This window comes from Nocardia gipuzkoensis (assembly GCF_021183645.1).
Taxonomy (GTDB): domain Bacteria; phylum Actinomycetota; class Actinomycetes; order Mycobacteriales; family Mycobacteriaceae; genus Nocardia; species Nocardia abscessus.
This window is the reverse complement of the sequence record NZ_CP089225.1, coordinates 4,703,937-4,722,556: the sequence shown is the minus strand read 5'-3', so window position 1 is coordinate 4,722,556 and position 18,620 is coordinate 4,703,937. Positions and strand designations below refer to the sequence as shown.

The 18,620-nt window shown below is 67.0% G+C and carries 17 protein-coding genes; 7 read left to right on the top strand and 10 right to left on the bottom strand.

What is annotated here, in order from left to right; translation table 11 throughout:
* Window positions 1–230 precede the first annotated feature (230 nt).
* The 3 genes from LTT66_RS21395 (at window position 231) to LTT66_RS21385 (ending at window position 4,041) form a co-directional block, all read left to right on the top strand.
* On the top strand, window positions 231–899 hold the full coding sequence (locus LTT66_RS21395) for a hypothetical protein (RefSeq protein WP_051047221.1): 669 nt from the start codon (window positions 231–233) through the stop codon (window positions 897–899).
* Window positions 900–1,326: 427 nt separating this feature from the next.
* Entirely contained in the window at window positions 1,327–2,778 is a 1,452-nt protein-coding gene (locus tag LTT66_RS21390; RefSeq protein WP_068049982.1) for a cutinase family protein, read from the top strand.
* A gap of 309 nt (window positions 2,779–3,087) precedes the next feature.
* Window positions 3,088–4,041: a hypothetical protein gene (locus LTT66_RS21385; protein WP_138456831.1), complete on the top strand. Its 954-nt coding sequence runs from the start codon at window positions 3,088–3,090 to the stop codon at window positions 4,039–4,041.
* Between the two features lie 201 nt (window positions 4,042–4,242).
* On the opposite strand, the gene LTT66_RS37450 is transcribed toward LTT66_RS21385, so the two are convergent.
* The 9 genes from LTT66_RS37450 to LTT66_RS21345 form a co-directional block, all read right to left on the bottom strand.
* Window positions 4,243–4,482 (bottom strand): DUF4314 domain-containing protein, encoded by a 240-nt coding sequence (locus LTT66_RS37450; protein WP_218017685.1) that lies wholly within the window; start codon window positions 4,480–4,482, stop codon window positions 4,243–4,245.
* Between the two features lie 22 nt (window positions 4,483–4,504).
* The gene (locus LTT66_RS21380; RefSeq protein ID WP_043736127.1) at window positions 4,505–4,966 is read right to left on the bottom strand and encodes a hypothetical protein; all 462 of its coding nucleotides are present in this window, start codon (window positions 4,964–4,966) and stop codon (window positions 4,505–4,507) included.
* A gap of 76 nt (window positions 4,967–5,042) precedes the next feature.
* Window positions 5,043–5,735: a hypothetical protein gene (locus tag LTT66_RS21375; protein WP_156371218.1), complete on the bottom strand. Its 693-nt coding sequence runs from the start codon at window positions 5,733–5,735 to the stop codon at window positions 5,043–5,045.
* A gap of 170 nt (window positions 5,736–5,905) precedes the next feature.
* Window positions 5,906–6,151, bottom strand: a complete 246-nt coding sequence (locus LTT66_RS21370; RefSeq protein ID WP_043736129.1) for a hypothetical protein — start codon at window positions 6,149–6,151, stop codon at window positions 5,906–5,908.
* 81 nt (window positions 6,152–6,232) lie between these two features.
* Window positions 6,233–7,933, bottom strand: a complete 1,701-nt coding sequence (locus LTT66_RS21365; protein ID WP_054814850.1) for a VWA domain-containing protein — start codon at window positions 7,931–7,933, stop codon at window positions 6,233–6,235.
* A gap of 43 nt (window positions 7,934–7,976) precedes the next feature.
* The gene (locus LTT66_RS21360) at window positions 7,977–9,152 is read right to left on the bottom strand and encodes an AAA family ATPase (protein WP_043735057.1); all 1,176 of its coding nucleotides are present in this window, start codon (window positions 9,150–9,152) and stop codon (window positions 7,977–7,979) included.
* Window positions 9,153–10,153: 1,001 nt separating this feature from the next.
* Window positions 10,154–11,923 carry a BTAD domain-containing putative transcriptional regulator gene (locus LTT66_RS21355; RefSeq protein ID WP_054814851.1) on the bottom strand — a complete coding sequence of 590 codons (1,770 nt, stop codon included), beginning with the start codon at window positions 11,921–11,923 and terminating at the stop codon, window positions 10,154–10,156.
* A gap of 74 nt (window positions 11,924–11,997) precedes the next feature.
* The gene (locus LTT66_RS21350) at window positions 11,998–12,723 is read right to left on the bottom strand and encodes a hypothetical protein (protein WP_138456829.1); all 726 of its coding nucleotides are present in this window, start codon (window positions 12,721–12,723) and stop codon (window positions 11,998–12,000) included.
* A 20-nt stretch (window positions 12,724–12,743) separates the two neighbouring features.
* The gene (locus LTT66_RS21345; protein ID WP_138456828.1) at window positions 12,744–13,244 is read right to left on the bottom strand and encodes a hypothetical protein; all 501 of its coding nucleotides are present in this window, start codon (window positions 13,242–13,244) and stop codon (window positions 12,744–12,746) included.
* Between the two features lie 514 nt (window positions 13,245–13,758).
* Between LTT66_RS21345 and LTT66_RS21340 the strand changes: the two genes are divergently transcribed.
* From LTT66_RS21340 to LTT66_RS21325, 4 genes are all read left to right on the top strand, one after another.
* On the top strand, window positions 13,759–14,091 hold the full coding sequence (locus tag LTT66_RS21340; protein WP_043735745.1) for a hypothetical protein: 333 nt from the start codon (window positions 13,759–13,761) through the stop codon (window positions 14,089–14,091).
* Between the two features lie 88 nt (window positions 14,092–14,179).
* Window positions 14,180–14,881, top strand: a complete 702-nt coding sequence (locus tag LTT66_RS21335) for a hypothetical protein (protein WP_194989595.1) — start codon at window positions 14,180–14,182, stop codon at window positions 14,879–14,881.
* 132 nt (window positions 14,882–15,013) lie between these two features.
* A complete protein-coding gene (locus LTT66_RS21330) occupies window positions 15,014–15,715 on the top strand; it encodes a class I SAM-dependent methyltransferase (RefSeq protein WP_051047160.1) in 702 nt (233 codons plus the stop codon).
* 91 nt (window positions 15,716–15,806) lie between these two features.
* Window positions 15,807–17,114, top strand: a complete 1,308-nt coding sequence (locus LTT66_RS21325) for a DUF2130 domain-containing protein (protein ID WP_054814853.1) — start codon at window positions 15,807–15,809, stop codon at window positions 17,112–17,114.
* 70 nt (window positions 17,115–17,184) lie between these two features.
* Here LTT66_RS21325 and LTT66_RS21320 read toward each other — a convergent pair whose 3' ends face one another.
* Window positions 17,185–18,618 carry a cytochrome P450 gene (locus tag LTT66_RS21320; protein WP_086007582.1) on the bottom strand — a complete coding sequence of 478 codons (1,434 nt, stop codon included), beginning with the start codon at window positions 18,616–18,618 and terminating at the stop codon, window positions 17,185–17,187.
* Window positions 18,619–18,620: the final 2 nt, after the last annotated feature.

The following is an 18,620-nucleotide window of genomic DNA, read 5'->3' as shown; positions in this document are numbered from 1 at the left end:
CGGGTTTGTCAAGACCACACCGAAACGGAATCAATTCCCATGCAGACAGTCACGGCCATTTCAGTGACATACCGCCGATATGACCGCTTCGTTCCCGATTCCGCTTGACAATTCACCCCGTATCGAGCGTCCATGGAGACCGGCGCCCCACGAATCCGAATTCCCGGGGTGCCGTCCCGGCCGGGACATGACGAAACACACCACCAGCCACCATTTCCCAGGAGAATGTCATGTCCACCACGACAGAATCTGCCCGCACCGCCGTCGAAGACGCCCTGTGGGCGGTCATCAGCGCTGACCCCAAACCCGCCGCCGAACTGGCGACCGCCGCAGGAATCAGTCAGTCGAAGACCCGCAAGCTCCTCAACATGTGGGCCGCCGACGGCAGCATCTCCCGCCACACCGACGAGACCAACCCCCACGCCGCCGCCCGCTGGAGCATCGCGCCCACCACCGAACCCGACACCGACACCTCCGGCGACGGCGAAGCCCCTGACGATGCTGAAACTCAGCCCCGCACACCGGAGACCGACGCCTCGCATCTCGATGACTCCACCCCGCCCCCGCCGAACATCGACGAAATCGTTGACAACGCCACAACTTCGGACGAACCGGCCACCGACACCGACACCGATGATGCGGGACCAGCCGGTCATACCGGCGAAGGGTCGCCGCATCCGGACAAACTCGCTCCCGGTGCACTGCGGGGGCTGGTCGAGGATCACCTGCGTGACCACCCGGGCCAGGAGTTCACCCCGCACCAGATCGGCAAGGCGCTCGGTGGTCGGTCCTCGGGCGCAGTCCACAATGCCCTCGTACGGCTCACCGACTCCGGGGTCGCGGAGATGACCACCACGCGCCCCAAGAAGTTCGCACTCGCACCGTCCTCCCAGTCCTGAACCGAACCACCCGGACCCGGCGGGAGTAGAGCGGCCACCCTGTCAAAGGGCAACCGCCCTACTCCCGCTCTCGCCATTTCCAGGACGTACGCCCGTCGATGCCCGCCCAGCCGTCGCGAACGCGCGTCCCCGATCCCCATCGCCCCGTCTCCTGTGGCGCGCGAACGACAACCGCCTGGCGCAGATTCGGTGGGTTCTGCGCGCCGACCCTGACCATCCTGATTCGCCGGGCAACGCATCCGAACACCCCTTTGAGTCGCATACCCACCGTCAGACCCGCTGAAGGGCGTCTTCCGTTCGCCCCGTCCGTTCCTCTCGATGGCTTTGCTGACCCGTTGTGTCCAAAAGACCCCTGAAATCCCGGAGTTCCCAGTGCGGCGAGAGAACTCACCCGCACGACCGAATACGACGTCCCTGGGAGCCCCATATGTTCAATCTCCGACTCACACCGTGGCGTGCGCCCGCCCGCCGCAACCGTGCAACAGCCCCTCGGTTCGCCGCGCGTGCGGTAGCGGCTGCGGCTGTGGTGGTTGTCGGCGCCACCGCCGTCACCACCGTCGCGACCGGAGTTGCCACCGCAGAACCTGGCAGCGCGGCATGCCCCCGATGGACGGCGGTCCTGGTGCCCGGCACCGGCGAAACCAATCCGGGCGCTGACCCCACCCGATCGGTGGGCATGCTGGCACCGATCGGTGACGGGCTGCGCGCCCGCTACGGCAACGACATCGACGTACGGTCCCTGGCCTATGCCGCTGCCCCCGCCCCGTACCAGCAGTCGGAATCCGGTGGAGTACAAGCTCTGTCCGGGCTGCTGGCGGGGCTGTGTCCGACCACTCAGGTCGTCATGGCCGGGTACTCACAGGGTGCCGATGTCGTCGGCGACGTCACCTCCACCATCGGCCGCAGCCAAGATCCGATTCCGGCCTCGCGAGTGCTCGCCGTTGGTTTGTTGTCCGACCCGAACCGTGACCCGAGCACACCGCAGCTCGGACAACCGGTCGACGGGCAAGGGATCGCCGGCCCCCGCGACAACTTCGGCAGCCTCGCCAACCGAGTACGCACCGTCTGCGCCGCCGGCGACCTCTACTGCGCCACCTCGCCGGAAGAATCGCCCGGACTTGCCGCTGTCGGCCGCGCGTTCACCGGCAACTCCTCCCTCCTCGACGACACCACCACCACTTCGTCTTCGACCGGTGTGCTCGATCCCTCCTCGGTGACACGGCAGGTCATCCTCGTGCTCGGCGGTCTCGCCGAGTTCGCCGCGAACTTGCCCGCTATCGGCGACAACGTGCTGCGCCTGCCGCCCACCGTGCTGGCCGGAGACATCGGCGGCACCCACCGCATCAGCGGCGAACTCAACAACCTGTTCAGCCCGCTGGTTCGCATCGCCGACCAGGTCGACCTACGCCTCGTCGCACGTGCACTCTCGATGGCCGCAGCCGCCGACCCCAGCGGCTGGACCGCCGTAGCCGCCCAAGTCGTCGGCATCATCGGCCGAGTCGACCTCGGCCGCGTCGCCACCGACATCGGTCTCGCCCAAGAAGTCGCCTGGCGCGCCGTCGACAAACTCGCCCTCGGCGATCCCGTCGGCGCCGGCCTCGAACTGACCGGACTCGTCCCGGTAGCCGCCGACCTCGCCGCCACCGCGGCCTCGGCGCTCGTCGGAGACGGAGCCAGCCAGCTCACCGGTCTGGTCGCCGACCTCACCGCCCGCACCGACCCCGCGACCAGCGCTGCCCTGTCCGACATGGCCGACCTTGTCCGCCAAGGCAGCGACGCGGCCGAGTTCTACACCTCGGGAGTACACCAAACCGGTTACGGCCCCGGCGTCCAGGACGTTCTCGACTCGCTCGCCAGCAGCATCGACAACAGCAAGTGAACCTATGAATCCGGCCGGACCCTCACAGGGCGGCCAGCTTGGGGCCCGGCAGACGCCGGGCCCCTGCTCGTGGATGGTGGTCTCGGCGAAGTTGGTTCTCGACGAGCACGCGAGAGGATAAGCTCTCCTGCGGAGTGACAGGCCGCGCACGCGCTCCTCGTTCTCGCCTGAGTTGCCTCGCCCACGCCGGTTCGGTGACGTTGATGGCCAAGGTCCTTCCCGGGGCCCGCGTTCACACTTCCCCTGTTCGCATGCTTGTTCGTTGCAGGCAGGGTGGCGTGGGCGCCTCTGCCGGGAATGGACGAGAACATGCCGAAGAACAGCAGTGCGCGGCGGCGCCGTCGCGCTCGCAGGATCGCAGCCGAGGACGGCGTGCAATATGCCGAAGCTCTCCGACGCGGCGAAAAGCAGGCCGCGCAGGCACGCGAGCAGGCCGAGAGGAACTCACGGCTGCGTCCGTTGAAGATCAGCGTCGACGGGACCGGGAAGTATTGGCGCCGTGCCGATGCCGAACAGCTGGGGCCTGACGGCCTGGCGGATCCCACCTGCGAGGATGTCCTCGCCGCAGCTGATGTGCTGTTGCCGAAGGTCCACGCACTTCAGTCCGCCAAGTTGACGCCGACGACCGTGGTCGTGCCCTACTGGCAGCGAGACACACTGAGCCAAAGCGAGTTGAACGAGGAATTCCGCACGAAGGTCTCGCAGGTACTCGACGACCTGAAGCGCGTGCGTGCCGACGCCGAGATCCGCTGTGTCGAGTGGAGGACCGTTGCCGCCGCCTACTACGGAGTGGATGTCAAGCTGCGAGGGCTGGATCGAATCACCGGGGAGCGGCTGAGCGACCTGCTCGATTCCGCCCTGGACTCGGCTGCCGTGCTGTCCATGACGGCTGAAGCCGTCCACAATCGCGGGTGCCTGCTCGGCTCGGACCGTTCCCGTCGCCTGGGCTGGGGGTACTCACCATGTGGTGGCGGTGAGGTCCGGGTGCGCGTCCGGATCTTCGATGACGAGGTTATCGTCACCGTCCCCGGGTGCCCCCGGCACGCTGCCGAGGAGATCGTCTACTTCGACTACGAGGTCGAAGACGGCATGGTCGGTATCGAGGTGATGGGCGGCACGACCGCGGACCTCGATGTGATCTACGACATCACCGAACAGGTTCGCCGCGAGCGCGACGAACTCCGGCGAGAAAGGGAAAAGGACAAGTCCGGGAGCTGGACGGTACCCGTGCCGCCGTGGCGACGTGGCGCGGACTATTGGTGATCGCCAGTCGGGCCCTTCGATGACAGGTTCGCCGGTGTCATACCCGGCGGCGGGGTGGGTGCCCCAGTTGATTTGGGCCAGCCGGTCGCCAGGCGCGTGGTGGGACACCCGAACGCAGACAGCTGAACAGGGCGCTGACGATGCCCTGGGGCCGCTGGTATGGCGGCCCCAGGGCATCAGCGGTGCTGCATTCCGCGCGGGTCAATATGGCCCGCGTCTGCTGCTCCTGGTGTCGGCGGCAGCCGGGCCGGGTAAAGCGGCCCCTCGATCGCCAGGTTGTGGCGGCGAGTGCGTCGGAAGGATCTCGAACGGGTCGGATTCGAGCAGGATCAGTGATCTCCCGTTGTCCCAGTCGACAAAGATCTGGCCGGGGCATGAACTGGGGATCCGTGTCACCGTTCCGATTGTTCCGATTTCCAGCGGCGCGGGATCGTCGGGCATGAGCCCGGTGATACGAACGCGGTCACCGACGCGGGGTGTGATCATCGCGGTTGTTTCCTTCTTCTCGTTCATCGGCGGCGGGAATGGTGTCGTGCAGGTCGAGACGGAATAGCCCCTGCTCGTGTGGTGGCTGGGTCAGTGCATTGTTGCTGTCGGCGGCGCGGATATCGCTGGCGTAGAAACTGATGTCGAGGTCGAGTTCGTGGTCGCGAATGTTGTTGCCGTCGTGGTCGCGGAATCCGGCGACGCCGAGCCCGCCGTAGGGTGCCCAGTCGAGCAGCACGGTGCTGATCGAGGGATTGCGACGGCCGATCTCGGCGGTGATGATCGCGAGGACAAGGTCGGTGATGCGCTGTTCCCGTGCACGCCCGAAGGGCAGGTCGTACGCGGCTTCCAGCTGGGCGCGTAATGCGTCGGTGTGCTGGTGGCTTGGGGCAGGACCGGTGGCCGATGCGCTGCTCGTCGCAGATTCGTTCCAGTTCATGACGTGGCTCCTCGGGGCATTTTCGGTGGCCGCAGGTGATTTGGACGCGGTGGGTGGCGGGGCCGCCGGAGTGGGATCAGTGGGGGTGGGGCGTGGGCATGTGTGCCCATGCGGCGGGTAGCGGCCCGCCGGTGTCCAGGTGGCTATCGAGCGCGGCCATGGTGTCGTTGGCCTCGGCATACAGGGCTTCGAGCCGGTCGTGGTGGTCGGCGCAGGCAGACGAGTCCTCGGTGCCGTCTTCGCGGGTGCTGTAGCAGTCGATCTCGTCGCGGATGCGCTGTTGCAGGACGCGGAACCATGCGAGCAGTTCGTCGGAACCGGCCGGTTCGGCGGCGCTGTGTCGCTGAGGCTCGTCGGTGGCCGACAGCCCGGCGGCGACGACCCTGTCATCGAGTTCAGTCACTTCATGCAGCGCGAAGGCGAAGGTATGGGCGAGGTTTTCCACGGGTTCGCCGGGGTCGGGGGTGTCGCCATCTCGGAGTGCGGTGGCGATGGTGTTCAGCCGCCCGGCGAGGTCTTCGGCGTGTTCAGCGGCCTCGTGCCGCTTTCGGCGCAGCGCCTCCATCGCTTGGTCACGTTGGGCCTTCTTGAAGGTCTGCATCCGGTCTCGCCATTCGCGGGACGGTTCCGTATCGGCAGGCACCAAGGCCCACGGTGGCGCGAAGCCCCGCCTGCCGTCGGCTGTTTCGATCGCGCATTCCGCGACCTCGTCGTTGAGGTAAATGGAGCGGACCCGGCCGCGCCATGTCGGGTTGTCACGACCGGTCACCTCGTCACCGACCCGGATCGGGCACTCGGCCCCGAATCGGCTGACCTGATCGCCGGTGGTGTTCGCCGCGCTGACCGGTGCCTGGTTGACCGTCGGGGTGGTGTCGCTGTTCATCATGGCCGAACTCCTAAAGAGGTTGGTAGTGTGCCGATTTCGTCTCGGTCGGTGCGCTATGGGCAGTCGAGGGCATCCGTTGCGACACGCTTGGACAGGCCGAACACGTCGGTGCGCATGATCTCGGCGGTGCCGTCGCGGCGGAATCGGACGATGCGGACCAGGGTTCCGGCCGGTAGCTGTACGCCGTGGAACCAGATCGGCCGGGTGGTCGAGCCGATCAAGGTTTCGCTGTCGGATTCGGTGGGTGACTGCGGATCGGGTGCTTCCGCTGCTGTTGGCGTGGTGCCGTGGGTGTCCATGTTCTTGCCCCTTCGTTCGGTGGTGGGTTCGGCGCGGGCAGTTGGATCCCGCTGGTGGCTGATTGGCTGCCGCTACGGGAGTCAGGCAGTGCGTACGGCGGCGGTGGCCGCGCGGCCGATGGCGTGGGCGGTGGTAGCGGGGTCGGTGATCAGGTGCAGGTTCGCGCCGTTGAGGGGGTCGGGTGCCGTGCCGGTGTCGGGTGCCAGCCACAGCACGGCACAGCCGGTGGCGCGGAGCCGATCGAGGAGTTTCTGGGCGCGGTCGCGGTTGCTGCCGTCGTAGTAGCCGTCGGAGATGATCACCAGCAGGCGGGTGTTTTCCGGGCGCGACAGCTCGAGGGCACCGTCGAGGGCCTCGATGGCGTTGTCGATGGCGTGCAGGAAATCGGGGCAGCTGAATTGGGTGACCCGGGCGGGCGCGGTGCCCGGGTAGGTGATCGGTGCCACCGATGCGCCGAAGGTGACCGTGGCGGTAGCGGCGGGCATGGTGGCCAGCTCGGCCGCGCGGGCGATGATCCATGCGGCCGAGGCGACCGGGTCGGCGTAGTCGCTCATGGAACCGGACACGTCGCAGGCGATACCGACCCGCAACGGCGGGATCGGCACGGTTTTGCGGGTAGTCCGGGTGAACGGTTCGGCCGTGGGCAGCGCCCCGGCGGCGCGTTGGGCTTCGCGGGCCAGTGCGCCGCGCATCCGCAACCGGCCGGGCGGCAACGCGGAGGTGGTTTTGATCGTGGCGCGTTCGCGCTGTGCGGCGTTGTTGAGGGCGCGGGCCAGCACCCGGGCGGCGGCGCGTTCGTCCGGGTGCGGCGTGCGGGTGGCGCGGGTGCTGGCACTGGTGCCGGTCCCGTTGCCGTTGCCGAACACCTTCTGCGCCCGCGCCGCCGCGCGCCGTGCGGCACGCTGGGCCTCTCGTTGCGCGGTGGCCGCCGCTTCGGCAGGGTCGACCGGGACCGGTTGCGCGGCAACGGCGTTGCTGATGTTGGTGACGGTGTCACCGATCGCGGCGGACAGGACCGAGTTCGGATCCGGGTCGGCGTGCGGGTCGGGGCCGACGATATCGAGCCACCGTTGCCCGAGTTCGAGCATGGTGTTGGTGTCGTCGTCGGCCACGGTGTGGGCCTGCTGCCAGATCGCGCGCAACTTCTCGAGCTTGTCGCTGCCGAGGATGGACTCGATGACCCCGGCGGCGGGCGCGCATTCCGACGCGGTGAGGATGCCGCCATCCACGCGCCCCAGCAGGAGGGCGGCGTTGTGGGCGGCGGCATAATCGGTGGGCGGGATCTGGGCGGCGGCATCGGTGCCGCCGTTGTCGCCGATCACGATCTCGGTCGCGCTGGCGCGCAGCCAGTGCCGGTCATCGGGGCGGCGACGGATCTGGGCGGCCTCGATGCGGGATTCCTCCAACAGCAGGGCGGCCTCGACCACGGCCGGATTCGCCACCGGCGGCGCTTCCCACACCGAATGTTGGGCGTGGGCGCATTCGTGGACGAACGCGCCCCACACGGCGGCGTAGCGGGCGCGGTCGCTGTTGCGGTCCGGCCGCGCGGTGGCCGGGTCGATGCCGAGGCGGGTGCCGTCGATTTCGATGGCGGCGCTGTGGGGCATGAACACCGCCGGGTGCCCGTGCGCCGCGCCGGGGGCAATGGTGACGACCAGGTCGTCGCGGTCTGCGATCGGTGGGGCTTCATCGGTTAGGGCGGCAGACAGGGCATCCCATCCGGCGGTGGCGGGCGGTGGTGTGGGTGTGGTGGTGGGGTCGGCGATCAGGTGGCCGGTCATCGCGGGGGTTCCTTCCGGGCGTGTTCGGGCGGGCCGGGGTGGGTTAGATGCGGGGGCCGAGGGCCAGGGGTTCCAGCCGGGTGCCGAACACGGTGCGCACCACGTCGGCGACGATGGCGCGGTCGTCTTCGGGTGCGGCCCCGATCAGGTTCGCGGCGGCGGTGTTCGTGTCGGTGGCGGTGGCGATTTTCTGGAACGCCAGCAGTTCGCGCAGCTGGGGTGCCCACCCGATCTCGCCTTTGTCCTGTCGGGTGGCCAGGTTCCGCGCGGCGCGGACTGCTTTCGGGTCCACCCCGAGCTGTTTGGCGAGGTCGTAGTCGGAGCCGACCTGTACCTGGAACGCGAACCGGCTGGCGAGGGCGTCGGACAGGATCGCGCCGTGAACGCCGGGGTTGTGCCCGGCCACCACGAAGAACCCCGGCGCGACGGTCACGATTTCGCCGCTGTTGGCTTTGATCACGATCTCGCGGCGGCCGTCCATGGCCGGGTACACGCATGACAGCACGGTCGGCGGGATGAGGGTGGCGTCATCGATGAACAGCACCCGGCCCTCGCGCATGGCGCGGACCAGCGGCCCGTGCACGAACGCGAAGGTCCCGTCGGGGTTTTGCGTGTATTCCCCGACAAAATCGGCGACGGTGGTGTCGCAGTCGCCCTGGACCGTCAGAAGGTCGCCGTAGGCGGCCTCGATCAGCGAGGTTTTGCCGGTGCCGGGCGGGCCGTACAGCAGGACCGGGACCTCGTGGTCGCGCATGGTGCGCAGCACGTCCACATCGGCGCGGCCCGCCAGGGTCCGCAGGTGGTATTGCTGCCCGTTCGGCCGTGTCACGGCCGAACCGGTGCGGGCCGGGCTCGGGGTGCCCGATGGCGCGGCGGGGGCCTTACGCGCCCGACGGGCGGCGGGCCGCTTGGCCGGGGTTGCGGCGGGCGTGCCGGTGGCGGGTGCCGGGGTGGGGGCTCCGGTCGCGGCGCTGCTGGTGTTCGTGTTGGCGCGGTAGCGCAGCGGTTTGGCGCTGGTCTGGTCGGCGTGTCCGGCGGCGGTGAGGGTTTTCATCGCGTTTCCGATCGCACCGGATGAACGGCCGGTGAGTTTCGCGACTTCGCGGGGTGTGTATTCGGTGCCGGGGTTGTCGGTGAGGATTTTGGCGACCATGCGGCGCAGTTCGCCATTGCCGAGGCGGTTGGCCGGTGCGGGGGCCGGGCCGGTGGGGGAAGTCATCTCGTTTCTCCTTCGCACTGCACGAATTTTGTTGCGCCGCTCACGGCGGATCCTGGCACAGCGGTGGCGCGGTGGTCATTTCGGATTGGTTGACAATTCGTTTCCCCGGGGTGTGGGTCGACGCTATCTCGACTCATCCCGGGAATTCAACCCCGTTTTCAACCTTTTCTCAACCAATTTCCGCAGATCAGGGCAACAATTGCATGGCAAGCACAGAATGGAATGCGTTAACGCGGCCAGGCCGGCAGCAGACCGTACATGAGGAAACTATTGATTTGAAACCGATTGGAATGCATCGAATGAGGACGGATATCGATAGTTGAATAGCGGAGTCATATCAGCAGGGCCAGCCGAACGATGGCAGCGACGCCAGCGGGCCACGCCCGCCCCAACGTGTTCTTTCTGTTCCCTGCGGGTAATCCTGGGGAGCCAGTTGGGTCGGATAGTGGCTTCTAGCTGGTAGTTTGCGGCATCGGGGTGGGTTGATTTGACTGACCCACCTAGCGACCCGCCAATGGACCCACCTAACGACCCACCTAACGATCTCCACGATCAGCCAGGCCGCGATAACGCGAGCTGCACCCCCCGTGGCGGCGATCTCCGACAACCCGAAGAAATTGCGAACATCCACCCGTTGTGCCGTGAAATTGCCGTACGGAATCCCATTCTCAATTGAATTCCACAAATAGCGATCAGATATCCGCAAACCCTACTGGGCTAATACCTTACCCGACGAACGCCGAGAAGCACGCACACCTTCTGGCTATTATTGCGTACCGTCAATACTTGGCGGCGGGTGTCGCCTCGAATTCCCGAGGCGGATGTTAGCCTTTGTCCCGCGCGGATTCCGCACTCGAGTCAGGCGAGAGACTTCCCCATCCTCGCCTCCGCCTCATCAGACGAGCTTTTACCTTAGACCCAGCGTTTCCGCCTATCTCATCTCGAGTGTTCGCCGAGGCGTTTTCTCGGCCATTACGCATCTCGGATAGAAGACTCCGGTTTCAGTGCCGGGCTTGTTTTTGGAGCCTTTCTGCAAGGTCTCGTGTTTCTGCGGTGGGTTCTTCTCCTATTTTGGAGAGTTTGTGTGCCAGGAGGCCGAGTGTGCGTTCGATGGCTGTGTGTTCGCCGAGGCGGGCGTGCAGGCGAAGGATGTCGCGCCACAGGAGTTCGTTGAGCGGGTCGTGGTCGAGGGCGGTTTCGAGGAGGTCCAGGGCGCGGCGTGGGTCCTGCTCGACCACGGTGGCGGCCAGGGCGCCGACCGCGGTGATGGTGTCGCGGCGGGCGGATTCCCGGATCGGTGCTACCCAGTCCGCTGTGAGATCTGCGGCCAGGATCCCTCGGCAGGAGGTGTCGATGATGTGGCGGCACGCTTCACCGCGCTCCGTGCCGTTGCCCGCGTGGCGGCGTTGACGTACCGCGCGAGCGAACTGCTGGTAGTCGGTGGCGATGATGGTGTGGTCGAGCTGATAGCGGATGTGGTCGCCGGCCAGAATCCGGGGCACCGTGCCGTCGGTCGCGTCTCTGATGGAGGCGGTGAGTCGGCTGATCGCGGTGTTGAGTGCGTTGACCGGTCGGCGGGGGCATCGTTCCCCCCACAGATCGGCGATCAGGGCCTCGCGGGAAATCCCTTCTGGGTGCAGGGTCAGCAGGGCCAGCAGTTCGCGGCTCCGGGGCTGCAAGTGGGTGGTGATGTCGACAACGCCGTCGTCGCGGTGCCAGCAGACACGTAGCGGCCCGAACACCTCGACTGCCAGGGTCGGCCCACCCGGTGCCGATTCGTTTGCCGTGGTGGCGACGGGGGTAGCATCACGCGCAACGGGCACTGTCTCCGTAGGGGGCTGGCCGGTCTCGGTGACCTCGAGACCGAGGTCGTCTACTGGGGATACGGCCGGGGCGGCGTCCTGGCCCGGGATTCGATCGGGAACTGGCTGGCGGGCTCGATACACCCGGGGCGAATCCGCCCGGATGCAGACCCCGAGACCGTGACGCCACCGGCCCGGTAACCGGGGCCACGGTGACGGTTGCCGGCCTAGAAGCGGATTCGAGTGTGCTGGGGTCAGTTGTGTGTGCAGTGCGGCGGCAACGACGCGGGCAGCCGCTGCGAGCCCGTTGCGTCCTCGGCGGGAGTATCGGGCGCCGGTCAGCAGCGCTTCGGCACCGAGGCGGTCGAGTGGAAGCCTGCCGAGCACCGGGACTCCGAGAGGCTCGGCGAACTCGCCCGTGCGATCCGAGCCGACCAGCAGCACCGCGCAGCGCCGACAGCCGGCGGTGACCTCGCGGACGCGCCGGCCGGCGCGGACGGGGTCGGCGAGGTCGCCACGGACCACGACGATCAGAACGTCGGCGCCAGCGGCGATCGGAGTGGCGGGCGAGGCCGGATCGGCGAGACCGCAGTCGGCGATGACCACCAGATCTGCCAGCCTTGGGACTGCGGCGGCGGGCATGCTCACCGGGGCCGTCAGCGTCGCTGCCATGGCATCGGCACTTGGAGGTGCGGCGAGGAACGGCACACCCGAACCCAGCGTCTGGACGTGCTCCCACAACTGTGTCGAAACCGGAGAATCTCCTGGTGACTGGGTGGTGGCAGCGGCAAGGCTGGCCAGTCCGCGGTGCGGGTCGGCGTCGGCGAGTCGCGCGAGTCGTCCCCCGGCAGGATCCGCCTCCACCACGACAGCGGGTTTCGTGCCCGGCCATGCGTTGGCGAGGGCGACCGCGGTAGTAGTCACTCCGGTGTGAGGATTCAGTCCGGTGAGTGCGATCAGCACGGTCACCGCCCCCTTTGGTTGTTGGTCGCCGATCCAATCGTCACGTTGGGTCGACGATGGGGTACAGGGATGGGGCCCGGCTACTCGGACACGATCGCGGTGATCACCGAGTGCCGGTCGAGTTGTGTGGTGGAGATCCGTTGCCGCCACACCCGTGGTGCCGCACCGGGCGGGGTGTCGGTGATCTCGACCGCGTACAAGCCGGGGTTCAACCGGCGGATCCGGGCACAGTAGGTGGTGCCCAGCGGCGCCGAGTCGATGCCGGCCTGGATGGTGGCGGCATCCGATATCGCGGCGTCGGCCGCGACGACTTCGCGAGCGAGTACGCCGTCGCGGGCGTGGTAGTAGGCGGCCTCGAACGCAGCAATTGCCGCTGCGCCGGTGGCCGGCCGTAGGGGGCGAGGCCCGGCTACGGCTTCGGTGGCCTCGATGGTTTCGGGACCACAAGCGGCGGTGCTCCCGGTGACGGTGAGTGCGTGTTCGAGGCCACCGGGAGAAAGCGAAAGCGCGACGGTGAGAGACATCGGCACGTCAACACCGTGGTCTACGCCGTCGATGCCGGAGATGAGCATGGTTGCCACCACCACGGTGGCAGCGACCACAGCGAGCATCACCACGCCGCCCAGGACGGCTCGCGCCCTACCCGGCCCGCCGGTGCGGTACTCGGAAGTCAGCCAGCGTCGATCTTCCGCGGTATCGGGTGCACCGGCGGAGGCCAGCCATTCGGCTATTTCGGTCGGCGGCGGCCCGTCGAGCACGATCTGCCGGTCATCGTTCGACTCGTCCTGGGGGTCGATTCTTCTCATCACCGATGCACCCCGCTTGGTCAGCCGAGCGCCGGCGGCCATTGCGCCAGCACGTCGTTGAGCACCTGCGCGGCCTGGGACTCGACCGTCTCGACCACGTCGGCGACAGGTTCGCTGACCACCACCGCCGTCACCTCTTCGACGATCGGCTGGGGTACCGCGGCCTCGACCTCCGCGACCACCACCGGGAGCGGCACAGGCTCAGTGCCGACACCTAGCGCAGCATCCACATCAGGGTCCGCCAGCCCAGCCTGATCCAAGACCTCGGCGGCCTCGGCGACCACGATGTCGTTCCAGTCGCGTTCCCGTTGCGCGACCTCGGATGACATCCCCTCTGGCCGCGGCACACTCACCCCACCGAAATGCAGCGAATCCTCGCCCACCACCGACGCCTGCACCTCGGCGTAACCGTCGCTGGTGCCCGGCTGCGGGTATACCTCGACCACTGGCTGCGCGGGTTCCACAGCCACCTGCGGCTCGATCGCCACCTGCGGCTCATAGCCCATTTCGGGCCGGGACACCGACGGGGGCTCCGACCACACGTGGGGTTCAGGAACTATCCGGGGCTCGGGAACGGCCTCCGGCTCGGGCAGGACCTGGGGTGCCGGTGAGATCGGGGCCGGCATCTGAGCGGGCGCCGGGGTATCGGTCTTCTCATCGGGAGTCGACCGGTCCGGCCCGACAGGAATGGTCCTGGTCCGCGGTTCCGGAACCACGGGGCCTACGACGCCCGCTTGTCCTGGCCGGGGGTCCGAGATCACTCCCGGCTGACCCACTGGACCCGCATGCGCAACCGGTGCTGCGAACACCGCCGCCGCCAACGGGACAAGCGCGGCCATCGCTAGACGATGCCCTGCACAGGCTCCGAATCCAGGTAGCCACCGATGCCTCCGAGACGAGTGCACCACCGGTCCGGTCGCCCCGATGACCCCACCGACCGCAGGACCGCGCAACGAGGTCCACAACGCCCCTGGATGCAAGGCGCAGGCGTGTACCACACGAACATCGACGCCTTGCCCGTCGAGGTAGTCGACAATGACCTCAGCACGGCCGATCACCGGGTCGGCCAACCGCGACGGCGCGACGACAACCACCACCGCAGCGTCGACCCCGTCCGGTCGGCACGCTGGAATGTCCTGGTCGAGCCGGAACACCGCCTCGCAACTCACCACTCGCCTGCCGCGCATCCAGATCACCCAGATCCCCACGGAGGAGCTACGGCCCCCTCCGGCAGCACGCGCTGCCGCCACCACCGCCGCGCCGGACACCGCAGCATCCGAACGGCTGTTCATCGATGTAGTCATGACTTACCTCGCTCTCTGCGTCGGTCACGACCCCGGGGCGGCCCCTCCTCCCACCAAGTCGTGAGATACACCACCCAAACTATGCACGTATCTCGAACTTTTCAAGAATAAAACAGTAACTTTTCTCTGGATGCCGAGGGATTTGGCTCCTGATGGCGACTTTTCCGAACTTTACGGGTACAGTTCTGCTCATGGGAGCCCACGACGAGTTCTTCGCCCGGATGGTGCGCGAGCGGCGTCAGCAGCTGGGCAATCTGACGATGCCGGAGGTGCACCAGCGCGGCGGACCAGCGGTCCCTGCCCAGCAGCGGGCCGACCGTTGCGAGCTGTCGGCCAATGTGCGGCCGAGTACCTTCGCCAAGTTCGACACCGGCCTCGGATGGCAGGAGGGCTCAGCGCGGGCCGCCTACTACGACCGTCGGCCACCGGTGCCGGTCGAGTCCGACACTCCCGCGTTCGAGCCAGGCGCATCCAGCATCAGCCTCAGCCTCGAACAGCTCCTGCCACTACTGGATGCCCAACGGTTTCTCCGAACCGCCCCCATCGCCGAGCTGCCGAACGCGATCGGCAAGCTCGATGATGCCATCAGCGGCATTGTCGGCCCGTTCGTCACGAGCGTCCTCGAAGCCAACCGTGGCACCCAAGTCCATCCGCTCGTCGAGATCGCCTTCGGCGAATCTCTCGCCGCGCCGGTTTCCCCAGATGACCCCGACGCCACGGAAAAGCTGTACCGGCGCTGGCTCATCGGACGGGCGGAAGATCTCGACGATGCCCTGCAGCAAGCATTCGAACAGCGCTTCCAGAAACGCAACCAGGACGCTGCGACCACATCTCGCGCGGTCGCTCCGAACTGAACGCCGGGCCTCACCCTGATAGGCCCGAAATGGCTGCGGTTCTGGCGAAATCCACAACACCCTGGGCACCGGGGTAGGCGTGTGCAAAGCTGTGTCCCGGGACTGACAACGAGCAGACAATACGGGGTGGTGATGGGCGGTTCCCACAATGACACCGGGTCGCCGGTGTCCGGCGATGCAGTCCGCAGGGCGGCGGCACCGTACTGCCTGCCGTTTCTGGCCATCTACGACATCTGGGTGATCCGGCTGAGCAACCGATTCGGGTGGCGGTGCCCCGCGGACACCATGCTCGCCCCATATCACCGCCACGCCGGCCGCCGCCACCTCGAAGTCGGACCCGGTTCAGGCTGGTATCCAGCCCACACCCGATTCCCCGACGACGCCGAGATCACGCTGACGGATCTGAACCGAACCTCCCTCGCCTACGCCGCCCGTCGACTGCGCAAGGCAGGACACACCGTGCACGAAACCGTCGCCAGTGTTCTCGAGCCAGTGCCCGCCCCGGCCGGAGCGGGTTACGACTCGATCGGCATCAACTTCGTTTTACACTGTGTCCCTGGCGATTTCACCGCGAAGGGTATTGCGTTCAGCCACCTTGCCCGGGTGCTCGCGGATGACGGCACGCTGTTCGGCTCCACCATCCTCGGAGACCACACACCGCACACCGGGTTCGGCCGGCTTCTCACCACCACCTACCGGCGCGTCGGCGCCTTCAACAACCGCCACGACACCCGGGCGGACCTCGCCGCAGCACTCGACGCGGCCTTCGGCGAGTATCACCTGACCGACATCGGAGACGTCACCCTGTTCACCGCCTCACAACCGCGTCGATAACCGCTCAGCGGTCGATCCGGAGCTGCCATCCTGGTGGACGGGCTCGGCTACCACGAGGTGCAGCGCGAGCACGAGCGGGGAGGAGCTCGAGATGGACGTGGCGTGGGATGTGCGGCGGCAGGTGATCGTCGAGGCCGCTGAACTCGCCTACCACCAGGGGCCGGACTTGGGCCCGTTCGAGTGTCTTGGTTGCTTCCAGCCGGCAGCAATCTGTCCACGGTGCGGCGCAGAGCTCGGCTCTGCCTTTATCGAACAGCTCGCAGCACCGCAGGTCGCCAGAGTGCGCCTCGAACTGGAACAGGATTTCGCTGCCCGAGAGAAAGCCATGGAGAACGACGTCCTGACACGGGTCCGCGCCGGGATGCGAAACGAGGTCAATCGGCTGCGGAACCAAGCGCAGCGAAGTAGCGAAACCGCGGCAACGGAGAAGCAGCGGGCTCAGGCCGCGACGGTCGCTCTGGCCGAGGCTCAGGAACAACTCGAGCAGATGCAGGCCGAGCAGTCGCGGATGCGAGATCAGATCGCTCGCAGTGAACGCAAACGGGCGCAGCAGGAGGCCGAACGGAAGTATCGTCCGGTGATTCTGGAGTACCAGAACCGGGAGAAGCGGGCGCTGGACCAGCTTGCTCTGGCTGAGAGCAAGATTTCGCCGGGGCCACCACCACAGCCGACGGGAGTCGCCTACCAGCACGCATTCGCTGAGGAACTGCAGCGCCGCTACCCCGAAGATGAGATTTCGGTGATTCGGAACGGTCAGAAGGGCGGTGATGTCCTCCAGATCGTGCGTGTCGACGGCCGAAGCTGGGGATCTATTTTGTGGGAGTGCAAGAGAACCAAGCACTTCAGCTCGGCGTGGATTCCTAAGCTTGTCCGTGATGTTGATCGTGATCACGCCGGTCTCGGAGTGCTCGTGAGCGCGTCGATGCCGGCCACGGTGGATGGTGTGGCAATCCGCGACGGCATCCTCCTGTGTGCCGCCGACCTGGCAACGTACATGTCCATTCCGTTGCGGCAGGCGGTGATCGACAACAAACGTCACGCGATTGCGGGCAAGGCCCGTCGTGGGCGTGCCGACCGGTTGCTCGAATACGTCGACCGGGGCGGGTTCTTCGCCCACCTGCAGCGGATCGTCCAAGACGCGCGCGAAACCCTGGCGACCGGGGCCAAGCTGCGAAATCAAGTACACGCTGCTCTCGCCAAGCTGGACCAGCACCAGCAGGACGTGCTCGACCGAATGTTCACCATGTTCGGCGAGCTCGACGCAGCCGGCGTCGCCGTCCCACCCGCTCTGCACTCAGAACATGTGACCGACCATCGGTCGGCCTCTCCCAACGGTGCACGAAAGGAGGGCCCGTCGACCCGACACCCGACATCGACGGCCTCCCGGACTCGAAACTGAATCCGGCGATATCTACTTGCTGAGACAGGTGGCCTGGACGGCGGGCACGCTTGATCGCAGGGTCGGCCGGTTAATGCGTCGTCAGATCCGTGCGGCGGTCGACTCGTACCCGCAGTCCGGCTGGTTTGAGGGTGATCTGCTCTGCGACGTCGAGGGTGTAGTCACCGTCGATGTGGATCTCGTACTGGTGGAGGACGTGGGCGAGAGTGAGCAGGACTTCGTGATTGGCGAATTGGCGGCCGATGCAGGCGCGGTGCCCGACCCCGAACGGCCTGTATACGCGACGGCGGTCCAGCTCACGCTGCCGCTGAGGGGCCCATCGGTCCGGGTCGAAACGTTCTGCGTCCGGACCCCAGGTTTCCGGGTCGCGGTGCGCATACCAGGTGAGCACGAATACCCAATCGCCTTGCTGGAAGCGGTATTTGCCGTCACCGATCGTGACCTCATGGCGCGCCTCGCGGAAATAACCGGGCGCGACCGGCCACAACCGCAACGTTTCATCGACCACCCGCCGCAGATACCGCAGCTTCGCGACGTCCTCGTAGCTGGTTATCGGCCGGTCGCGCCCCGGGAAATGGTCGTCGACCTCGGCGCGCGCTCGTGCCGCGACCTCGGGATTCTTCGCCAGCTCGTAGAGCGCGAAGGCCAGTGCGCCCGCGCTGGTCTCGTGGCCAGCGACCAGGAACGTCAGGATCTGGTTGCGGATATTGGTGGCATCGAGATGCTCGCCGGTGTCAGGGTCGGTGGTGGTGAGCATGCGGTCGAGCAAATCGTCGTGCTGGCCGACGGTGCCACTGGTCCGGCGTGCGGCGATCACGTCGTCGACGGTTCGGTGCATAAAGGCGATGTCGCGGCGATGCTGCCCGGCGGCGCGCCGTCCCAGGGTGTTCTGCAACAGCGGGGGGAGGTTGGCGTTGCGGTTGATGTAAGTCAGGCCGCGCAGCATGGCTTCGACGAAGGGGTGCGCTTGGCCGGGGGTGTAGGAGAACGAATCGAACGAGTAGCCGAACCCGGTGCGGGCGATGATTTCCAGGGTGAGCCGGTTCATTTCCTCCGCGATGTCGGCGATGTGGTGCGTGTCGCCCCAGGTGTCGAGCAATTCACCGATGGTGGCGGCCATCGTCTGGTGGTAGGAACGCATTGCTGTTTGGGTGAAGGCTGGCGCGAGGATGTTGTGTGCTGCCGACCAGGCCGGTTCGTCGTTGCGGGCGGTGAACAGTCCGTCCCGGGCGACTCGGCGCAGCTTGCGCAGGGGCACTCCGAGGTGCTTGGTCCAGTGGTGTTCGTCGTTGATTTCCGCGATGAGGTCGGCGCCGGAGACCACGATCATCGGCCAATTGGTGATGCGCCGCTCGAAGATCGGCCCCAGCCTTCGGGCATCCCGCCGCGATGTCTGGGTGGGTTTGGCCACGTTCATGGTGAACAGGTCACCGACGACAGGCAGCCTCCACCTCGGATGCGGCAATACTGCCGCCTCGTCCCTGCCGGTCCGGGGCGGACTCATCG

Coding starts and splice junctions, on each gene's coding strand:
- LTT66_RS21395 (WP_051047221.1), top strand. CDS start 231: ATGTCCACCACGACAGAATCTGCCCGCACCGCCGTCGAAGACGCCCTG.
- LTT66_RS21390 (WP_068049982.1), top strand. CDS start 1,327: ATGTTCAATCTCCGACTCACACCGTGGCGTGCGCCCGCCCGCCGCAAC.
- LTT66_RS21385 (WP_138456831.1), top strand. CDS start 3,088: ATGCCGAAGAACAGCAGTGCGCGGCGGCGCCGTCGCGCTCGCAGGATC.
- LTT66_RS37450 (WP_218017685.1), bottom strand. CDS start 4,482: ATGCCCGACGATCCCGCGCCGCTGGAAATCGGAACAATCGGAACGGTG.
- LTT66_RS21380 (WP_043736127.1), bottom strand. CDS start 4,966: ATGAACTGGAACGAATCTGCGACGAGCAGCGCATCGGCCACCGGTCCT.
- LTT66_RS21370 (WP_043736129.1), bottom strand. CDS start 6,151: ATGGACACCCACGGCACCACGCCAACAGCAGCGGAAGCACCCGATCCG.
- LTT66_RS21365 (WP_054814850.1), bottom strand. CDS start 7,933: ATGACCGGCCACCTGATCGCCGACCCCACCACCACACCCACACCACCG.
- LTT66_RS21360 (WP_043735057.1), bottom strand. CDS start 9,152: ATGACTTCCCCCACCGGCCCGGCCCCCGCACCGGCCAACCGCCTCGGC.
- LTT66_RS21350 (WP_138456829.1), bottom strand. CDS start 12,723: ATGAGAAGAATCGACCCCCAGGACGAGTCGAACGATGACCGGCAGATC.
- LTT66_RS21340 (WP_043735745.1), top strand. CDS start 13,759: ATGACCTCAGCACGGCCGATCACCGGGTCGGCCAACCGCGACGGCGCG.
- LTT66_RS21335 (WP_194989595.1), top strand. CDS start 14,180: ATGGCGACTTTTCCGAACTTTACGGGTACAGTTCTGCTCATGGGAGCC.
- LTT66_RS21330 (WP_051047160.1), top strand. CDS start 15,014: ATGGGCGGTTCCCACAATGACACCGGGTCGCCGGTGTCCGGCGATGCA.
- LTT66_RS21325 (WP_054814853.1), top strand. CDS start 15,807: ATGGACGTGGCGTGGGATGTGCGGCGGCAGGTGATCGTCGAGGCCGCT.
- LTT66_RS21320 (WP_086007582.1), bottom strand. CDS start 18,618: ATGAGTCCGCCCCGGACCGGCAGGGACGAGGCGGCAGTATTGCCGCAT.